The sequence below is a fragment of the Amycolatopsis sp. cmx-11-12 genome (assembly GCF_046269425.1).
Lineage (GTDB): Bacteria > Actinomycetota > Actinomycetes > Mycobacteriales > Pseudonocardiaceae > Amycolatopsis.
The window spans coordinates 72272-88690 of sequence record NZ_JADNQM010000021.1; the positions used below are offsets into that span (position 1 = coordinate 72272).

The following is a 16419-nucleotide window of genomic DNA, read 5'->3' on the forward strand; positions in this document are numbered from 1 at the left end:
GCAATGAAGGGGCCTTTCATGTCATTTGTGTGGGTCAGGCTTTGGCGACCGCCACGGTCACCTTGGTGCCCTCCCCGACCGTTCCGGCCGAGCCGTCGGCGACGGCACCGTAGGTCACCGAAGTCGCCAGGGTCTCCGAAGCGATGAACTCCTCATACGTGGTCGCGGCCGTGACCACGTCCTCCGGCGCGTCGACAGTGAGCGCGATGCGGTCGGCGACGTCGAGACCCGCGTCCCGGCGGGCCTGCTGGACGACCCGGACCAGGTCACGGGCCAGGCCCTCGGCCGCCAGTTCGTCGGTGACCTCGGTGTCGATCAGGACCAGCCCCGCCCCGCCGGGCAGTTCCGCGGCCGCGCCGCCGCCCTTGGCGACCAGGCGCCGGTCGTACTCGCCCTCGACGAGTTCGATACCTGCGGCCACGACGGCTCCGCTCTCCGACGTCGTCCACTCGCCGGCCTTGACGGCCTTGATCACCGTCTGGACGTCCTTGCCCAGGCGCGGCCCGGCGGCGCGGGCGTTGACCGCGACCTCGAAGCCGCCGTGCGCGGCGACATCCGTGGTCAGCTCGACGGACTTGACGTTGACCTCGTCGCGCAGGATGTCGGTGAATTCGCGCAGCGAATCCGCCTCGTCCGCGGCGACGACCAGTTTGGCCAGCGGCAACCGGACCCGCAGCTTGTTCGACTTCCGCAGCGACAGCGCCGAAGAAGCCACCTGGCGCACCCGATCCATCGCCGTCACCAGCGCCGCGTCGGCGGGCAGGTCGAGCGAGTTCGGCCAGTCGGTCAGGTGGACCGAACGGCCACCGGTCAGCCCACGCCAGACGACCTCCGCGGTCAGCGGCAGCAGCGGCGCCACCACCCGCGACGTCACCTCCAGCACGGTGTGCAGGGTGTCGATCGCGTCCTGTTCGCCCGCCCAGAACCGGTCGCGCGACCGGCGCACGTACCAGTTCGTCAGCACTTCGAGGAAGTCGCGGACGCCTCCGCAGGCACCGGCGACGTCGTAGGTGTCGAGCGCGTGCTCGACGTCGGTCACCAGTTCGTGCGTTTTCGCCAGCACGTAGCGGTCGAGGACGTGCTTGGAATCCGCGCGCCACTGGCCCTCGACGCCCTCGGCGTTCGCGTAGAGCGCGAGGAAGTAGTACGAGTTCCACAGCGGAAGCACGGCCTGGCGGACGGCGTCGCGGATGCCCTTGTCGGTGACGATCAGGTTCCCGCCGCGCAGGATCGGGCTCGCCATCAGGTACCAGCGCATCGCGTCGGAGCCGTCGCGGTCGAAGACCTCGTTGACGTCCGGGTAGTTGCGCAGCGACTTGGACATCTTCTGGCCGTCCGAGCCGAGCACGATCCCGTGCGAGATGCAGGTGCGGAACGCCGGCCGGTCGAACAGCGCGGTCGCCAGCACGTGCAGCAGGTAGAACCAGCCGCGGGTCTGCCCGATGTACTCGACGATGAAGTCGCCCGGGTAGTGGTGCTCGAACCACTCGGTGTTCTCGAACGGGTAGTGCACCTGCGCGTACGGCATCGAGCCCGAGTCGAACCAGACGTCGAACACGTCCTCGATCCGGCGCATGGTGGACTTCCCGGTCGGGTCGTCCGGGTTGGGCCTGGTCAGCTCGTCGATGAACGGCCGGTGCAGATCCTCCAGTCGTACGCCGAAGTCGCGCTCGAGGTCGTCGAGCGAGCCGTAGACGTCCGTGCGCGGATACGCCGGGTCGTCCGACTGCCACACCGGGATCGGCGTACCCCAGTAGCGGTTACGGGAGATCGACCAGTCGCGGGCGTTCTCCAGCCACTTGCCGAACTGACCGTCCTTGACGTTCTCCGGGTACCAGGTGATCTGCTGGTTCAGCTCGATCATCCGGTCCTTGAACTCGGTCACCGCGACGAACCACGACGAGACGGCGCGGTAGATCAGCGGGTTCCGGCAGCGCCAGCAATGCGGGTACGGGTGTTCGTAGGTCTCGTGGCGCAACAGCACCGCGCCCTGGCGACCGGCGGAACCGGTGCCGTTCTTGAGATCCTTGATGATGTTCGGGTTCGCGTCGAACACCTGCTGGCCCGCGTAATCCGGCACGGTGGCGTCGAACTTGCCCTGCGCGTCGACCGGCGTGACCGGGACGATCCCGACGGCGTCGGTGACGACCTTGTCCTCTTCACCGTAGGCGGGCGCGATGTGCACGACACCGGTGCCGTCTTCGGTGGTGACGTAGTCCGCGGACAGCACGTGGTGCGCGTTCTCATGCCCGGCGAAGTACGGGAACGGTGGGGCGTAACGGGTTCCGAGCAGCTCGGTACCCGTGTAGTGCCCGACGACCGTCGGTTCTTCGCCGAGTTCACGAGCGTACGACGCGACGCGTGCTTCGGCGAGCAGGAACCGCTTGCCCTCCTGCTCCGCCGACTCCACCACGACGTACCGGACGTCCGGGTGCACCGCGGTCGCGAGGTTGGACGGCAGCGTCCACGGCGTCGTCGTCCAGATCAGCAGGTAGGTGCCGTCGAGTTCGTTGTCGTTGCCCTCCAAGCGGAAACCGACCGTGACGGCCGGGTCCTGGCGGCTGGCGTAGACCTCGTCGTCCATGCGCAGCTCGTGGTTGGACAGCGGGGTCTCGTCGCGCCAGCAATAGGGCAGGACACGGTAGCCCTCGTAGACGAGACCCTTGTCCCACAGCTGTTTGAACGCCCAGAGCACCGACTCCATGTACGTGACATCGAGCGTCTTGTAGTCGTTGTCGAAGTCGACCCAGCGGGCCTGGCGGGTGACGTAATCCTGCCATTCGCCGGTGTAGCGCAGCACCGACTCGCGGCACGCGTCGTTGAAGACGTCGATGCCCATGGCGTCGATCTCGGCCTTCTCGGTGATCCCGAGCTGGCGCATGGCCTCGAGTTCGGCGGGCAGGCCGTGCGTGTCCCAGCCGAAGCGGCGCTCGACGCGCTTGCCCTTCATGGTCTGGTAACGCGGCACCAGGTCCTTCACGTACCCGGTGAGAAGGTGACCGTAGTGCGGGAGACCGTTGGCGAACGGCGGGCCGTCGTAGAAGACGTACTCGTTCGAACCGTTGCTCCCGGCTTCGCGGGCGTCGATCGAGGCCTGGAACGTCCGATCGGATTCCCAGTACGCGAGGACGCGCTTTTCCGACTCGGGGAACGAAGGCTGGGACGGGACGCCGGTCTCGCCGTCCATCTGTGCCTTGGGATACATCTTCGGTGCTCCTCGCGGTTCGTCTCTCTCGTACGGGTTCTCACCCACACGGGGACGAGACGGCCGTTTCCGGCGCGTTCCGCGGTACCACCCCGCTTGCCCGGCCGGTGGTGTTCCGGCTGGGCCGCTCATTCGACGGCTGTGACGGGCCGTACCCGTCCGGTTCTACTGGGGGCTCGTTCCGCTGAGGACACGGGCCCTGTTCTTCCGGAGGCTCCCCGGTGATGGCCGGATCGGTGCCAGTGACTCAAGGGTAGCGCGCGGGGGCAACCGGGTTGTCGGGGTGGGGTCGGGAGGGTCGCGAAATCCGGGCGACGGCCGGGTTGGGCCACGCCTATACTGCCGCCATGACGTGGGCGGGCGTCGAGATGACACTGCGGGAGAACGCGGCGGGAAACGGCGCCCAGTTCACCGACCCGGACGTCCCGCGCCTTCAGCTTGTTCGAGTTACAAGGTCGACTGGGCACCGACACCGCTCTGCTTCTCAGCACCTACCAGGACGACGACAGGTTCGGTCTGTTCTACCTCCCGCAGAGCAAGTTCCGTAACGCGGGAAGGTCACTTCCCGAATTGCTGACCGGCCTGGTCGAGCGGGTGACCGTTCCGTCCTCGCCTTTCTTGATCCTGCCGCGGCCGATCACCTTCCCTGGAACACTTCGAGGGAAGAATGCGTCGAATACGTCAGCGTGTAGGACGCTATACAGTCATCGGCCTATACCCGTAGGTGCATCGTGTTGCGCCTCGGTTCCCCGGTCGGGTCGAGGTAGGCGGGTGCGATGAATTCGGGGAGTCCGTCTTGGGCGATCTGGACTTTCCACTCGCTTTTATGGATCAGTCGATGGTGCCTCGTGCAGAGCAGCACGAGATTGTCGATTTTTGTTTCACCACGATGACGCCAGAAAACAATGTGGTGCGCCGTGCAGCGCTGCACAGGCATATCGCAGCCAGGAAACGCACACCCACCATCCCGGACCTTCAACGCGTGCTTCTGCGGCGTGGTGGCGGAACGACTGGAGCGCCCCACATCCAGCGGCTGCCCGGCACCGGAGAGGACGACAGGCCGGATCCGGGCATCGCACGCCAGGATCCGGACATCCGTGGCGCTGATCAGGCCGACCAAGTCGAGGACGCCGTCACCGACCTCGTTCATCAAATCCTCGTAAGCCATGGTCACCAGGATCTGCGTCGACTCCCCGGCCTGACCGGGAAGATCGGCGCTGGCGGTCTTGAGTCGCACATAGTCAGCGAACGCGTCCCCGTAGCGTTCGCCCTGGCTGCGGGAGTCCCGGACACCGTCCACGGCCTTGCGTGGTTTGGCCAGCGGGTCGAGGTCGGACTTCAACCGGGCGTAGGTTTCCAGATCCAACGTCCCCGCGAACCCCAGCGTGCCATCACGATGCTTGATGAACCGCAACTCCGGACGAGCACCCTTCGGCCCCTCGTCCCGGGGCTCTTTGCCATCAGGATCCATCGTGCCCAGCATCCGACGCCCCGCCGCGACGATCTCCTTCGGCCCAGCCCGCCGAGCCAGATCAACCAGAATCCTCTCCCCAGCCCGCACCTTCCCCTCGGACACAAAAGATGGGACCCGAGCGAGAGCACCGATGATCGCATCGATCTGACCGCCACCGATCACACCCTCCGCCGCAGCCTCAGCAGTCAGAGGCGCCAACGGCGGCACCACATCGCCACCGATAGCGACACCGGGATGCAAAGCCAGTGCCCGCTCCGCGCGAGCCGACGCTTCCTTCTCCGACACCAGGAAATCCTGCAGGATCAAACCCATCAACGTCGAATGCCCATAACACCCACGAATCCCCCGCGTATTCAACTCCGCCAAGATCGCGTACTGCTCCGCATCCAACTGACGTTTCAGAACTTCGATTTCCTGCTTACGGGCATGCAGCGTCGCAGTATCAGCACGCCACCACTCGGCGCACGCTCCCTGGGGACTGTTTTCGCTGGCCACGGGATCAACAATACTCCTGTTCGAACACCTGTGCTAGTACGATTTGCGTAGCGATCCCCAGTAAAGCGAAGGACGCGAAGCGCCTTAAGAACGCGAAGGAAGCCCCGAAACCCGTATAGGCCGCAATTAGTCCTCTAATTGCGGTCCACGAGTACCGGTCAAGACAAGAGGGCCCGAGTTGCCGTCCCAGCCATCGCCTCTAGGTTGACGGGTATGTCGATCTGCGGGGCCCGATGAAGGGGCCTGGATTCCTTCTCGTGCTGTTGGTGGTCCTCGGCGGCGTCAGCGGGCTCGGGTTCCTGCTGGGGCTGGGTAACGCGGCCGTCCTCGCCGCGCTCACCGCGCTCTTCTGTCTCATCGCTGCGGTCGGCGGGCCGCTCTGGGCGGATCTGCGGTTGTTGGCGTGGTTCGCGCCCGCGGTGATCCTCGCGGTCGGCGTGCCGCGGCTGGTGGGCGAGGTTTCACAGTGGGCCGCGATCGCGCTGCTGGCGGTGATCGTGGTCATCGCCGGGCTGCTGCCCGTACTCGGCCCGCGGTTCGTCACGGTCGGGCTGGGGCTCGGGATGGCGTCCTTGTTCGGTTACGGCTTCCAGTTGACGGGGACGGCGTCGGCCGGGCAGATCCTGGGCGCGCCCGCGCTCGCGGTGGGGGTCATTGTGCTGCTGCGGGTGCTGATCGGCGCCAAGGACCCGGCCAAGCCGACCCGTGAGGCGCTGGCGGACGCGCTCACCGAAGGGGCACAGGAACACGCGGCTAGGCTCTGGCTCGCGGACCGGCCCCGGCGCTGGACGGGCGGGGTCCTCGGCGGCACGTTCCGGTACCGCGCGGCGACCGGGTTGCTCGAGATCCGCCGGAAACGGCTGGACAGCGAGGAAATCGGCGAAACCCTCGACGCCGCCAAGGAAGAAGCCGTCAGGCTCGCCGACGCCGTTCGAAGTCCGACAGCGCCGGACGAAGTCGAACCGGTGCGACGCAAGGAACCCGCCGAGCTGCCCGGCGCCACGGCAAGGCTCGTCACCGCGCTCTGGGACTCCCTCGAGTCCATCCGGGCCGCCGCCACCGAGCGCGACGAGTCCCGTGTGGACGTTCCGAAAGGACTGAGGAAGGAACTGCGCCGGATCGAGCTGAGCGGCGCGTTTTCGTGGCGGTCGGCGCAGTTCCGGCACGCACTCCGCTGTGGGCTCGGGGTGGCGCTGGCCCTCGTAGTCGCGAGTTTCCGGCCCGGCGACCCGCTCACCGTGTCCTTCCTGCTCGGCACTTTCGCCATCATGCAACCGGAATGGCGTGACAGTCTCAGCAAGGCCTGGCAGCGCATCGGCGGCTCCCTCGGCGGCGCGGTCGTGCTCGCACTCGTCCTTTGGCTGCTGCCGCAAGGGTTTCTGCTGCCGGTCGGGCTCGTCGCCCTGCTCGGCGGGTTCTCCGTCATGCGGACGCGGCCCATGATCTTCAACGGCTGCATGGTGCTGATGTCCGTCGGCATGAACGCGACGACCAAACATCTCGACCCGCGCTACGTGCTCGTCGAGTACCTGCTCCTGATGGTCCTCGCCGGCGCCATCGCGCTGCTGTTCGGCTTCGCCGCGATCCCCGGCGTACCGAAACCCGGTCCGGCGGAGCGATTCGACACGGCGGTCGACGCCACCCGCACCCTGCTCGGCTCGGTCGGGCGGAAGCTTCGCGGCGACGACGTCGATCCGCGGACGCTCGGCCGCGAGTTCCGGGCCGCCGCCGTCGCGCAGCACGGCCTGCTCGCCGCGGAACCGGGCACGAAGGAACCCGCGCCCGGACAGCGTGACGCGCTGGAGCAAGCGGCGGAAGCCTTGCGTGGCCTGTCCGTCACGGCCTCGTCGCTCTTGCTGCGCCCAGGATCGACCGGGGTCGCGGACGCCGTCGACGAAGCCGCCCGCGCGCTCGGGGTCGAAGAGGCGGCGGAAATCCCGGTGCCGCCGGACGCCGACGAGGAACAGCGCCTGGTTCTCGACACGATCGCCGCCGATGTGGTTTCGGTCGGCGAAGCGGCTCAGGCGTTCAAGAGCTGTTAGCTGTCCGCTTTGGTCTTGTCGCGGTGCTGCCCGGCGATCTCGGCGTCGGGCGTGCACAGCGCGCACGGGGTGAACCCGAGCTGACGCGCCTCACCGATACCGAGCGGGATCGTGTCCCGGGTTTCGAGCCACGCGCATGTCGTCACGTGGTAGCGCGGGTATTCGTCCACGACGACGACCTCGATTTCGAGGTCCGAGACGATCGCCACATCGGCAGGGTCGCTCTTCTCCTCATCGGGGTCGCCGTTGCGCTGAGGCTCCGGAGCTTCCTCAGCGTCGCCCAGCTCACCGGCGGCGGGCATCAGGACGGTCTGCTCGGCGTCCTCGGGTTCGTCGTCGGCTTCAGACACCTCGTCGACTTCGTCGTCCGCCGTTTCCTCGGCGGGAGCGGCGACCTCGGCGGAACGCTTCTTCCGACGGCGCAGCAAGTCGAAGATGAGCAGCAACCCGGCGAAGACGGAGAGGCCGATGGAGATCCAGGCCCACAGGGAGTTCGCGGTGATGAGCGCCGCGACGAGCAGCCCCAGAGCCGCCAGTACCAGTACTAGGACGATGTAGAGCACGGTGAATTACAACACGACGGGCAAGCGAAACGGCCCCGACCCTCCGGAGAGTGCCGAGGCCGTTCCACTGTGTAGAAAAGCCCGGTAGAAATGCCGGGTAGAAATCAGCCCGCTTCGGCCCGAGGACCGAACGAGTAACCCTGTCCGCCGCCCGAGGACGACGCCGACTGCCCCGAGTTCGACGAAGACGCCGAAGCGGGAGCGGCCGAACCGCGGTCGTCGAGCTCACGCAGCTGGGACTCGAGGAACCCGCGCAGCCTCGTGCGGTACTCCCGCTCGATCGTGCGCAGCTCTTCGATCTTCTTGCCCAGCGAGCCCTTCTCCGCGTTCATGTTGTTCATGGTCTCGGTGTACTTGCGCTGAGCCTCGCGCTCCATGGTCGTCGCCTTGTCGCGCGCCTGGCGCTCCAAGGTCTCGGCACGGGTTCGCGCGTCGTTCAGCATGGTCTCGGCGCGGGTACGCGCCTCGTTCACCATCGAGTCCGACTTCGACCGTGCGTCCGAGAGCAGCTGCTCGGACTTGGTCCTCGCCTCGGCGAGCATGCCGTCCGACTCGGTCTTGGCCTCGGCGGTGAGCCGGTCGGCCATTTCCTGCGCCAGCCCGAGCACCTTGGCTGCCTGGACGTTGGGCTCCCCGTTGTCCGGCACCATCGAGTGGGCCTGGGTCTGCTCCATCGCCGACTGTGGCGGTGGCACCGGGGCCAGGCGACGCGACGGCTCGTCGCGCACCTGTGGCGGCGGGCCGACAGCTCCCGCCTTGGCGTTCTCGAGCTCTCCACGGGTGGTCTCAAGCTCATTGTCGAGCTGTTCGACCTGCTGCCGCAGCTCGTTGTTGTCCTCGATCAACCGGGCAAGCTCGGTCTCCACCAGGTCGAGGAACGCGTCCACCTCGTCCTCGTTGTAGCCCCTTTTGCCTATGGGCGGCTTGCTGAACGCGACGTTGTGCACGTCAGCGGGGGTCAACGACATCAGATCACCTCACGCACTCCATGGCCTGCAGGTCCACCCGGGCTTCCCCGAAAATCACCCTGGCGTTGTCAGCTGCATCGCGAAGAACACAACCAACAGCAGCACCATAATCGATAAGTCCAGTCCGACGCCGCCGATTCGTACGGTCGGGATGATTCGTCTGAACAGACGAACCGGTGGGTCGGTCACTGTGTAGATGGTCTCGAGCGTTACCGCAACCCCTCCGGCAGGACGCCACTCGCGAGCGAAAGCACGCACGAGTTCGACGACGATCCGTGCCGTCAGGAGGAGCCAGAAAGCGAACAGCACGTACCAGACGACCAGCAACACAGCATTCACGTAACCACTCTGCCATGCCCCGCGTCAAAAGACGCAGTTGACGGGCACGAGATGCCGATGAGTCGACAAAATCACATCCGGCTGCGCTCAGCGGTCACCGGGTGATCAGCCGCGCAGGAATAATCCGCCTTCGGCAATCCGCCGACGGTCTTCCGCGGTGACGTCCACATCGGGCGGTGAGAGAAGGAACACCTTGTTGGTGACCTTGTCCATCGACCCGCGCAACGCGAAAGCGAGCCCCGCGGCGAAGTCGACAAGACGCTTCGCGTCCGCGTTCTCCATCTCGGTGAGGTTCATGATCACCGGGATGCCTTCGCGATAGTGCTCGCCGATCGCCCGCGCCTCCGCGTAGCTCGTCGGATGCAGCGTCGTGATCCGGCTCAGCGGGTCACGGGCGGCCGGACGGACCGGCTCCGTGACCGGACGCAGCCGGGCGACCGGTTCCGGCTGACGATCCATCGCCAGCGCCCCGTGGACCGCCGGCTCCGCTGCGACCACGGAGCGTGACCGAGTCCGGGCGACGGGCTCGTCATAAGTGTCTTCGACGTCCCGGTAACGTCCACCCCGCGACCGGGCTGGTGGCTCGTCGTAGTCGTACTCGTCGTCGGCATATTCCTTTGAGGCGTAGCCTCGCCGGTAGTCCTCTTCGACGTCATAGCCGTCTTCGTCCGCGGGCACCATCCCGAAGTAGGCCTTCAGCTTCTGCAGCGCGCTCATGCCTCTCCCTAGCCTTAGCCGCGTCCCGCACCGTGCTCCCCCGCCCTCGTCACCACTCCCCGTAGCGACGAGACGGTATTCCCTAGGGCGAGGCTAAACCGCGCCCACCGAGCAACGCGGTTCCGACACGCACACAGGTCGAGCCGTGCGCGATCGCCTGCTCGAGATCATTGCTCATTCCGGCGGAGAGTTCACGGGCTTTTGGGTGATCTTCCCGTAGACGTTCCGACGCACGAGCGAGCTTCTCGAACGCCTCTGCGGGATCAGTACCCAGCGGAGCCACCGCCATAAGCCCACGGAGGTGAATATCACCCACATGGGCTATTCGGTCCGCCAACTGGCCCAATTCATTCACCCGGACGCCCCCGCGCTTCGGATCGTCATCGAGACTTACTTGAATGAGGACGTCCAACGGGTGATCGCGTTGCCCGGAATCGAGCGCCGACCTGGTCGCCTTCGCGAGCGCGTCGGCGAGACGTTCGGAGTCGACGGACTGGACCTCGTCGGCCCAGCGGACGACCGATTTGGCCTTGTTCCGCTGGAGACTGCCGACCATATGCCAGCGGATGCGGGCGTCCGGACGCAGACCGGCGACCTCTTCGGCCTTCGCGCCAGCCTCCTGATCACGGTTCTCGGCGAGATCGAGCGCGCCGAGGTCGGCGAGGAGTGCGGCGTCGAGCGCCGGGAAGGTCTTGGTGACCGCGAGCAGCCGGACCTCGTCGCGCTCCCGGCCGGCGGCCTTGCAAGCCGCGGTGATCCGGTCTTCCACCTCGGCGAGGTTGGCGGCGAGTTCCTCCTTGCGGGTGTCACTCACGAGGCGTCCAGCCACGTGATGCCCGCGATCCGGCCGGTGGTGCCGTCGCGGCGGAAGCTGAACAGCGTCTTGTCTTCGTTGGTACAGCGCGGATCGACGCCGATCTTGCCGACGCCGAGGTCGGCCAGTTGCCGCCAGAGCCCGGCGCGCAGGTCGAGCCCCGGGGTGCCTTTGCGGGTTTTGCAGGCACTGCCCGGCACATGTTTTTCGACGTCGGCGGCCATGTCGGCGGGGACTTCGTAGCAGTCGCCGCAGATCGCGGGACCGAGCAGTGCTTCGGTCCGGGCCGGTTCCGCGCCGAGTGAACGCATCGCTTCGACCGCGGCGGGGACGACGCCGACCCTGGCACCGACGCGGCCCGCGTGGACGGCGGCGACGACACCGGCTTCGACGTCGGCGAGCATGACGGGAACGCAATCGGCGACGAGCACGACGAGTGCGACGCCGGGCTCGGCCGTCACGAGAGCGTCGGTCGCTTCGGCGGCGGAGGTCTCGGAACCGTCGACGACGGTGGCGGTGCGGCCGTGGACCTGTTCCATCCACGCCAGTTTGTCCTCGGCGAGGCCGAGTTCGGTAGCGAGACGTTTGCGGTTGGCGAAGACGTCGCCCGCGTCGTCACCGACGTGATCACCGAGGTTGAAGGTGTCGAAAGGCGGCCGGGAAGCCCCGCCTGCCCTTGTCGTGACGACCCGCCGTACGCGCACGCATTCCTCCTAGACCTGAGTGAAGGCCCCCTTCACTACCTTGAGGGTAGTGAAGGGGGCCTTCACGAAAAGCAGTGACGGGTGCTGTTACCGCCGCATGAAGGGCGGCACGTCGACCTCGTCGTCCGACGGGTCGTCGTGCACCGGGGTGGCCCGACCGGGCAGGCTGCCGTGGGTCGAGTTCGAACCGATCGGCGAGTAGCCGCGCGAACCGCCGCCGGGCTGCGGGAGTCCGCCGCTCAGCGAGCCATTGCCCTCGTTACGCGAGGACGGCATCGGCGAATGCGTGCGCGTCGGCGCGACCGGGTAGCCGTTCGAACCTGTCGACGGAACCGGCGTGGCGCCCGAGGGCGGGCTCTGCACCGGCGTCGCCCCGCCGCCGTTGACCTGGCCCGCCTGGGCGGACGCGGTCGAATTCGACCGGGAGCCGAACGTCGACGGGTCGAGCTTCTTGTGGGTCGGCGTGCCCGCGTCGAAACCGGCCGCGATCACGGTGACCCGGACCTCGTCGCCGAGCGAGTCGTCGATGATCGTCCCGAAGATGATGTTCGCGTCGGGGTGCGCGGACTCCTGCACCAGCGACGCGGCCTCGTTGATCTCGAACAGGCCGAGGTCCGACCCGCCCGCGATCGACAGCAGCGCGCCGTGCGCCCCGTCCATGGACGCTTCCAGCAGCGGCGAGTTGATCGCCTTTTCCGCCGCCTGGATGGCCCGGCCCTCACCGCGTGCCGAGCCGATGCCCATCAGCGCGGAGCCCGCGCCGGACATGACGCTCTTGACGTCGGCGAAGTCCAGGTTGATCAGACCCGGCGTGGTGATCAGGTCGGTGATGCCCTGGACACCCGAAAGCAGGACCTCGTCCGCCGAGCGGAAGGCGTCCATCAGCGAGACGCCGATGTCGCCCAGCTGCAGCAGCCGGTCGTTCGGGATGACGATCAGGGTGTCGCATTCGTTGCGCAGCTGCTGGATGCCGTCCTCGGCCTGCTTGCTGCGGCGTTTGCCCTCGAAGGTGAACGGACGGGTGACGACGCCGATGGTCAGCGCGCCGAGTTTGCGGGCGATCTGGGCGACGACGGGCGCGCCACCGGTGCCGGTGCCACCGCCTTCACCCGCGGTCACGAACACCATATCGGCGCCCTTGATGACCTCTTCGATCTCTTCGCGGTGGTCCTCGGCGGCCTTCTGCCCCACCTCGGGGGCGGCGCCGGCACCGAGGCCGCGGGTCAGTTCCCGGCCGATGTCGAGCTTGACGTCGGCGTCGGACATGAGCAGTGCCTGAGCGTCGGTGTTCACCGCGATGAACTCGACACCCTTGAGGCCGACCTCGATCATGCGGTTCACGGCGTTCACTCCGCCGCCGCCGATACCGACGACCTTGATCACCGCAAGGTAGTTGTGCGGGGGCGTCATCGGAGCCGCCTTCCTGATCGTGTGTGCTCGTGCTGCCCGCCGGTCGCTGAGCCTGTGCCGAACCCTCGAGCTGAAGTTCAGATTGAGAGTTATGTCAACTGCCGACGTTGAAGCAGGACGGTATGCACCAGGCAGGCTCGAATCCAGTAGCCACGCCGTGTGTCGCAAAGGTGTTTTGCCACAACATGTTCCCGGGCGCAAGAGCGAGACCCCGCCGCAGCGCCGAACGGCGGCCTGGTAAGAGCGAAGATCAGGTGGGCATCGACATGACCATGACGACGTCCTTCGACGGCGATCCGGTCGGTGATCCACCCGCCTGTTCGACGCTGAGCGCGAACTTCTCGGCCCCGCCGAGTCCGTCTGCGACCAGCAGCGCACCGTCCTGACCACCGGAAATGAGCCCGGCGGGCTTCGGCGCGGCACCCGGGTACATGAACCAGGCCTGGTAGGTCCGGCCCGGATCGTTCTTCCGCAGCTGGGCGGCCATGAAGACGAGCCGGTCCTTCGAGCGCGACATCATCACGGTTCCGCCGCCCCCGACGGAGGCCTCGGCATGGCCGGTCCGGAGATCGGCGGCCGAAAGGACGTCGGCGACCGGCGCGTACCGGTCCGCGTACTCCGCCGCCCGTTCCCGCGCGGCGGTCAGCTGCGAGTGGTTGTCGTAGGCGATGCCGCCGAACACGGCGGTGCCCGCCAGCCCGACGATCGCCGCGGCGGCCGCGGCGATCGCCCAGCGCGGGGCGCGGCGGCGGCCCTTGACGCGTTCCCCGGTTTCGAAACGTGTCTTCGGCGGCTGCTGCCGGGTCGCCATCGCCTGCGCGAGCACACGGCGTTTGAGTTCGGGCGGCGGGTCTTCGGCCAGCGCGGCGCCGAGCCGGGTCGCGGTCATCTGGAGTTCCAGGACCTCTTGAGCGCACGAAGCGCACTCGCCGAGATGCCGCTGGAACTGGGCACGCTCCACTTCGGACAGTGCGTCGACGGCGTAGGCGCCGGTGAGCGTGTGCATTTCGGGCATCGTCATGCCGTCACCCCCAAACAGTCCCGGAGCCTGATCAGGCCGTCCCGGAGTCGAGTCTTGATGGTCCCGTGCGGGGTTCGCAGCACTTCCGCGACCTCGCGATAGGTATAGCCCTGGTAATAGGCGAGCAGCACGGATTCCCGTTGCAGCTCGGTCAGGCTGGTCAGGCAGCGGCGCACCTGCGAACGCTCCCAGCGGGCCGTGACGGCCTCGGCCACCTCGTCGAAGGGCCGGGCGCGGGCGGCCTCGAAGGTCGCCTTGACCTCGCGGTCCGAGCTGGCCCGTGCCGAACGGACGCGGTCGACGGCGCGGCGGTGCGCGAGCGTCATGGCCCAGTTCAGCGCGCTCCCCCGTTGTGGGGAATAGCGCGAGGCCGTACGCCACAGCTCCACCATGACCTCCTGGGTGACCTCTTCCGACTGCGCGGAGTCACGGAGGATTCGCCGCACCAGGCCGAAGATCGGACCGGCGATCTGGTCGTACAGGGTTTCGAAGGCCCGCTCGTCGCCCTTCGCGACCCGGACGAGCAGATCCTCGGCCGTCGGACCGGCCGGTTCGCCGTCCCCGGGAACGGGCGCCATCCGGCGCGGGCGTGCCGATTCATCCATCAAGCGTGCCTCCGGCCGTCTGTGGTGTCCGCGGGGACCGTGGGGTTATCGGTGCCTTCTTCAACCACAGTTTGACCCCGTGCCGCCGGATCAGCACGGAGACCCGGTGCGGCATGAGCGGACGGGTGATCAGCATGTGCACCAGCCATTTGGCGGTGGCGGGCCGCCGCACGCCACGCAGCGACGCGGTCAGCGGTGTCTCCCCGCCCTGCCGGAGTGCGATCTTGACCGAGAGCAGCGACTCCGGCCGCGGCACCGCCATCCGGTACTCGCCGTCCATCGACTGGAACGGCGAGACGTAGAACTCCTTGTCCGCGCGGGCGATCCCGTCGGCGTCGGGGCGCAGGAGGTACGCGTGCCTGCCGCGGTAGGTGTTGTGGACCTCGGCGACGACGCATTCGAGTTCGCCGTCGGGCCGGTGGCACCAGTAGAGGGTGATCGGGTTGAAGTTGTGCCCGAGCATCCGCGCGCCCGCGAGCATCAGGACCCGGCCGCCTTGAAGGTCGACACCACGCGCCGCGAGCCAGCGGTCCAATTTGGACCGGATGCTGGAGGTGTCCTCGGGTGCGAAGTGGTCTCGTGAGTCGAAGCGGGCGAAGGGCCGAAGCCACTTCGGAAGCTTTGGCGGCGCGTCGAGGTCGATGAGCCACAGATAGACGCGGTGGGCGAACGAGATCGGCGGATCGTTGCGCCGGACATGCGCCACCGTGGAGTCGTAGAGCACGGCCATGACGGTCACCATCGCACCCCGAAGTTCTCGGCCGCGCGGACGCCGGACGCGCAGCCGTCCTCGTGGAACCCCCAGCCGTGGTACGCCCCGGCGTAAGCGACCGTGTCGTCGTTGAGTTCGGGCAGCCGTCGCTGGGAAGCGACGGCTTCCGGCGTGTAGACGGGGTGTTCGTAGTTCACCTTGGCCAGCACCGCTCCGTCGTCGGGGGCGGTGCCGGGGTTGAGCGTGACGACGTAGCCGGTCGGCTCGTCGAGCCGCATCAGGCGGTTCATGTCGTAGGACACCTGGACCGCGCCGAGGTCGGCACCACAGGACGGCGTGGCGTAGTTCCAGCCGGCCCGCGCCGATTCCGCCGTCGGGAGCACGCCGGTGTCGGTGTGCAGCCACGCCTCGTTGCTGGAGTACCGGAACGAGCCGAGGACGGCACGCTCGGCCTCTGTCGGCGACGCGAGCAGCGCCAACGCCTGATCCGCGTGCGTGGCCAGGACGACCTTGTCGAGCCGGTGCCGGGTGTCGGCGTCGTCGCGGACCTCGATGCCGCGCGCGGTGCGCCTGACCGAACGGACCGGCGTCGACAGGTGCACGGCGGTCAGCTGCTTGGCGGCCAGATCGACGTACTCACGGGAACCGCCGACGACGGTGCGCCAGCTCGGGGACCCGCCGACCGACAGCATCCCGTGATTGCGAAGGAATTCGAACAGGTAGCGCGCGGGGTACTTGAGCGTGTCGTTCCGGTCGGCCGACCAGACGGTCGAGACGACCGGGAGCATGAAATGGTCGACGAAGTACTTCGTGTACCCGCCGATCGCGAGGAACGCGCCGAGGGTGACGTCACCGGCTTCGGGCGCTTCGAGCACACGCTTCGCGTGCCGGTGGAAGCGTTTGACGTCGGCGAGCATCCGCAGATAGCGCCCGCGTGCGGCGTTGCGTGGCTGGGCGAAGAGGCCCTTCAGGCCCTTCGCGCCGGCGTACTGGAGGCCGCAGCCGTCGCAGCGGATGCTCATCGACATCTCGGTGTCGCGGGTGGCCACGCCCAGTTCGGCGAACAGCCGGAGCAGGTTCGGGTAGGTGCGCTCGTTGTGCACGATGAACCCGGAGTCGACGCCGACGGTGCCGCCGTGCGCGCTCGGGACGTCGTGGGTGTGCGCGTGCCCGCCCAGCCTGTCTTCGGCTTCGAACAGCAGCACTTCATAGCGGCGTTGCAGCAGGTACGCGGCCGTGAGGCCGGCGACTCCGCTGCCGATGACTCCGATGCGTTGACCCGTGGTGTGCACGTGAGGTATTCGGAGCCGGATCGCGAGAGGATTGGATCGCGTGAAACGGCGCGTCATC

Annotated in this window: 14 protein-coding genes; 1 reads left to right on the forward strand and 13 read right to left on the reverse strand. The window is 67.5% G+C overall.

From position 1 onward, the window contains the following. Positions 1-34: 34 nt before the first annotated feature. Together ileS and ACLARN_RS26470 are read right to left on the reverse strand one after the other, a co-directional pair. Positions 35-3205 (reverse strand): isoleucine--tRNA ligase, encoded by a 3171-nt coding sequence (ileS, locus tag ACLARN_RS26465; protein WP_409494158.1) that lies wholly within the window; start codon positions 3203-3205, stop codon positions 35-37. A 712-nt stretch (positions 3206-3917) separates the two neighbouring features. After that, positions 3918-5174, reverse strand: a complete 1257-nt coding sequence (locus ACLARN_RS26470; protein ID WP_409494159.1) for a DUF222 domain-containing protein — start codon at positions 5172-5174, stop codon at positions 3918-3920. A gap of 233 nt (positions 5175-5407) precedes the next feature. Between ACLARN_RS26470 and ACLARN_RS26475 the strand changes: the two genes are divergently transcribed. Next, positions 5408-7216 carry an FUSC family protein gene (locus tag ACLARN_RS26475; protein WP_409494160.1) on the forward strand — a complete coding sequence of 603 codons (1809 nt, stop codon included), beginning with the start codon at positions 5408-5410 and terminating at the stop codon, positions 7214-7216. Here ACLARN_RS26475 and ACLARN_RS26480 read toward each other — a convergent pair. From ACLARN_RS26480 to ACLARN_RS26530, 11 genes are all read right to left on the reverse strand, one after another. Beyond that, on the reverse strand, positions 7213-7779 hold the full coding sequence (locus tag ACLARN_RS26480; protein ID WP_409494161.1) for a hypothetical protein: 567 nt from the start codon (positions 7777-7779) through the stop codon (positions 7213-7215). The two genes, ACLARN_RS26475 and ACLARN_RS26480, sit on opposite strands and share 4 nt — an antisense overlap. Before the next feature lie 104 nt (positions 7780-7883). Then, the gene (locus tag ACLARN_RS26485) at positions 7884-8747 is read right to left on the reverse strand and encodes a DivIVA domain-containing protein (protein WP_037309673.1); all 864 of its coding nucleotides are present in this window, start codon (positions 8745-8747) and stop codon (positions 7884-7886) included. Between the two features lie 54 nt (positions 8748-8801). After that, positions 8802-9077 (reverse strand): YggT family protein, encoded by a 276-nt coding sequence (locus ACLARN_RS26490; RefSeq protein ID WP_076164547.1) that lies wholly within the window; start codon positions 9075-9077, stop codon positions 8802-8804. Positions 9078-9191: 114 nt separating this feature from the next. After that, positions 9192-9803 (reverse strand): cell division protein SepF, encoded by a 612-nt coding sequence (locus ACLARN_RS26495; protein WP_409494162.1) that lies wholly within the window; start codon positions 9801-9803, stop codon positions 9192-9194. 82 nt (positions 9804-9885) lie between these two features. After that, positions 9886-10617: a YggS family pyridoxal phosphate-dependent enzyme gene (locus tag ACLARN_RS26500; RefSeq protein WP_409494163.1), complete on the reverse strand. Its 732-nt coding sequence runs from the start codon at positions 10615-10617 to the stop codon at positions 9886-9888. Next, on the reverse strand, positions 10614-11321 hold the full coding sequence (pgeF, locus tag ACLARN_RS26505; RefSeq protein WP_409494164.1) for a peptidoglycan editing factor PgeF: 708 nt from the start codon (positions 11319-11321) through the stop codon (positions 10614-10616). Before pgeF ends, ACLARN_RS26500 begins: the two co-directional genes overlap by 4 nt. Before the next feature lie 87 nt (positions 11322-11408). Next, positions 11409-12731 carry a cell division protein FtsZ gene (gene ftsZ / locus ACLARN_RS26510; RefSeq protein WP_409494165.1) on the reverse strand — a complete coding sequence of 441 codons (1323 nt, stop codon included), beginning with the start codon at positions 12729-12731 and terminating at the stop codon, positions 11409-11411. Positions 12732-12981: 250 nt separating this feature from the next. Beyond that, complete coding sequence (locus ACLARN_RS26515; protein ID WP_409494166.1) at positions 12982-13752, reverse strand: anti-sigma factor domain-containing protein; 771 nt, start codon at positions 13750-13752, stop codon at positions 12982-12984. Further along, entirely contained in the window at positions 13749-14357 is a 609-nt protein-coding gene (gene sigK, locus ACLARN_RS26520; protein WP_409494167.1) for an ECF RNA polymerase sigma factor SigK, read from the reverse strand. The genes ACLARN_RS26515 and sigK overlap by 4 nt, the downstream gene beginning before the upstream one ends. Then, positions 14350-15099 carry a DUF1365 domain-containing protein gene (locus ACLARN_RS26525; protein WP_409494168.1) on the reverse strand — a complete coding sequence of 250 codons (750 nt, stop codon included), beginning with the start codon at positions 15097-15099 and terminating at the stop codon, positions 14350-14352. The genes sigK and ACLARN_RS26525 overlap by 8 nt, the downstream gene beginning before the upstream one ends. Further along, positions 15093-16418 carry an NAD(P)/FAD-dependent oxidoreductase gene (locus ACLARN_RS26530; protein ID WP_409494169.1) on the reverse strand — a complete coding sequence of 442 codons (1326 nt, stop codon included), beginning with the start codon at positions 16416-16418 and terminating at the stop codon, positions 15093-15095. The genes ACLARN_RS26525 and ACLARN_RS26530 overlap by 7 nt, the downstream gene beginning before the upstream one ends. Position 16419 lies beyond the last annotated feature (1 nt).

Excerpts from the sequence above, each read along its gene's own strand:
- ACLARN_RS26525 (WP_409494168.1), bottom strand. The coding sequence starts at position 15,099 with ATGGTGACCGTCATGGCCGTGCTCTACGACTCCACGGTGGCGCATGTC.
- ileS (WP_409494158.1), bottom strand. The coding sequence starts at position 3,205 with ATGTATCCCAAGGCACAGATGGACGGCGAGACCGGCGTCCCGTCCCAG.
- sigK (WP_409494167.1), bottom strand. The coding sequence starts at position 14,357 with ATGGATGAATCGGCACGCCCGCGCCGGATGGCGCCCGTTCCCGGGGAC.
- ACLARN_RS26475 (WP_409494160.1), top strand. The coding sequence starts at position 5,408 with ATGAAGGGGCCTGGATTCCTTCTCGTGCTGTTGGTGGTCCTCGGCGGC.
- ACLARN_RS26485 (WP_037309673.1), bottom strand. The coding sequence starts at position 8,747 with ATGTCGTTGACCCCCGCTGACGTGCACAACGTCGCGTTCAGCAAGCCG.
- ACLARN_RS26495 (WP_409494162.1), bottom strand. The coding sequence starts at position 9,803 with ATGAGCGCGCTGCAGAAGCTGAAGGCCTACTTCGGGATGGTGCCCGCG.
- ftsZ (WP_409494165.1), bottom strand. The coding sequence starts at position 12,731 with ATGACGCCCCCGCACAACTACCTTGCGGTGATCAAGGTCGTCGGTATC.
- ACLARN_RS26515 (WP_409494166.1), bottom strand. The coding sequence starts at position 13,752 with ATGACGATGCCCGAAATGCACACGCTCACCGGCGCCTACGCCGTCGAC.
- ACLARN_RS26530 (WP_409494169.1), bottom strand. The coding sequence starts at position 16,418 with ATGACGCGCCGTTTCACGCGATCCAATCCTCTCGCGATCCGGCTCCGA.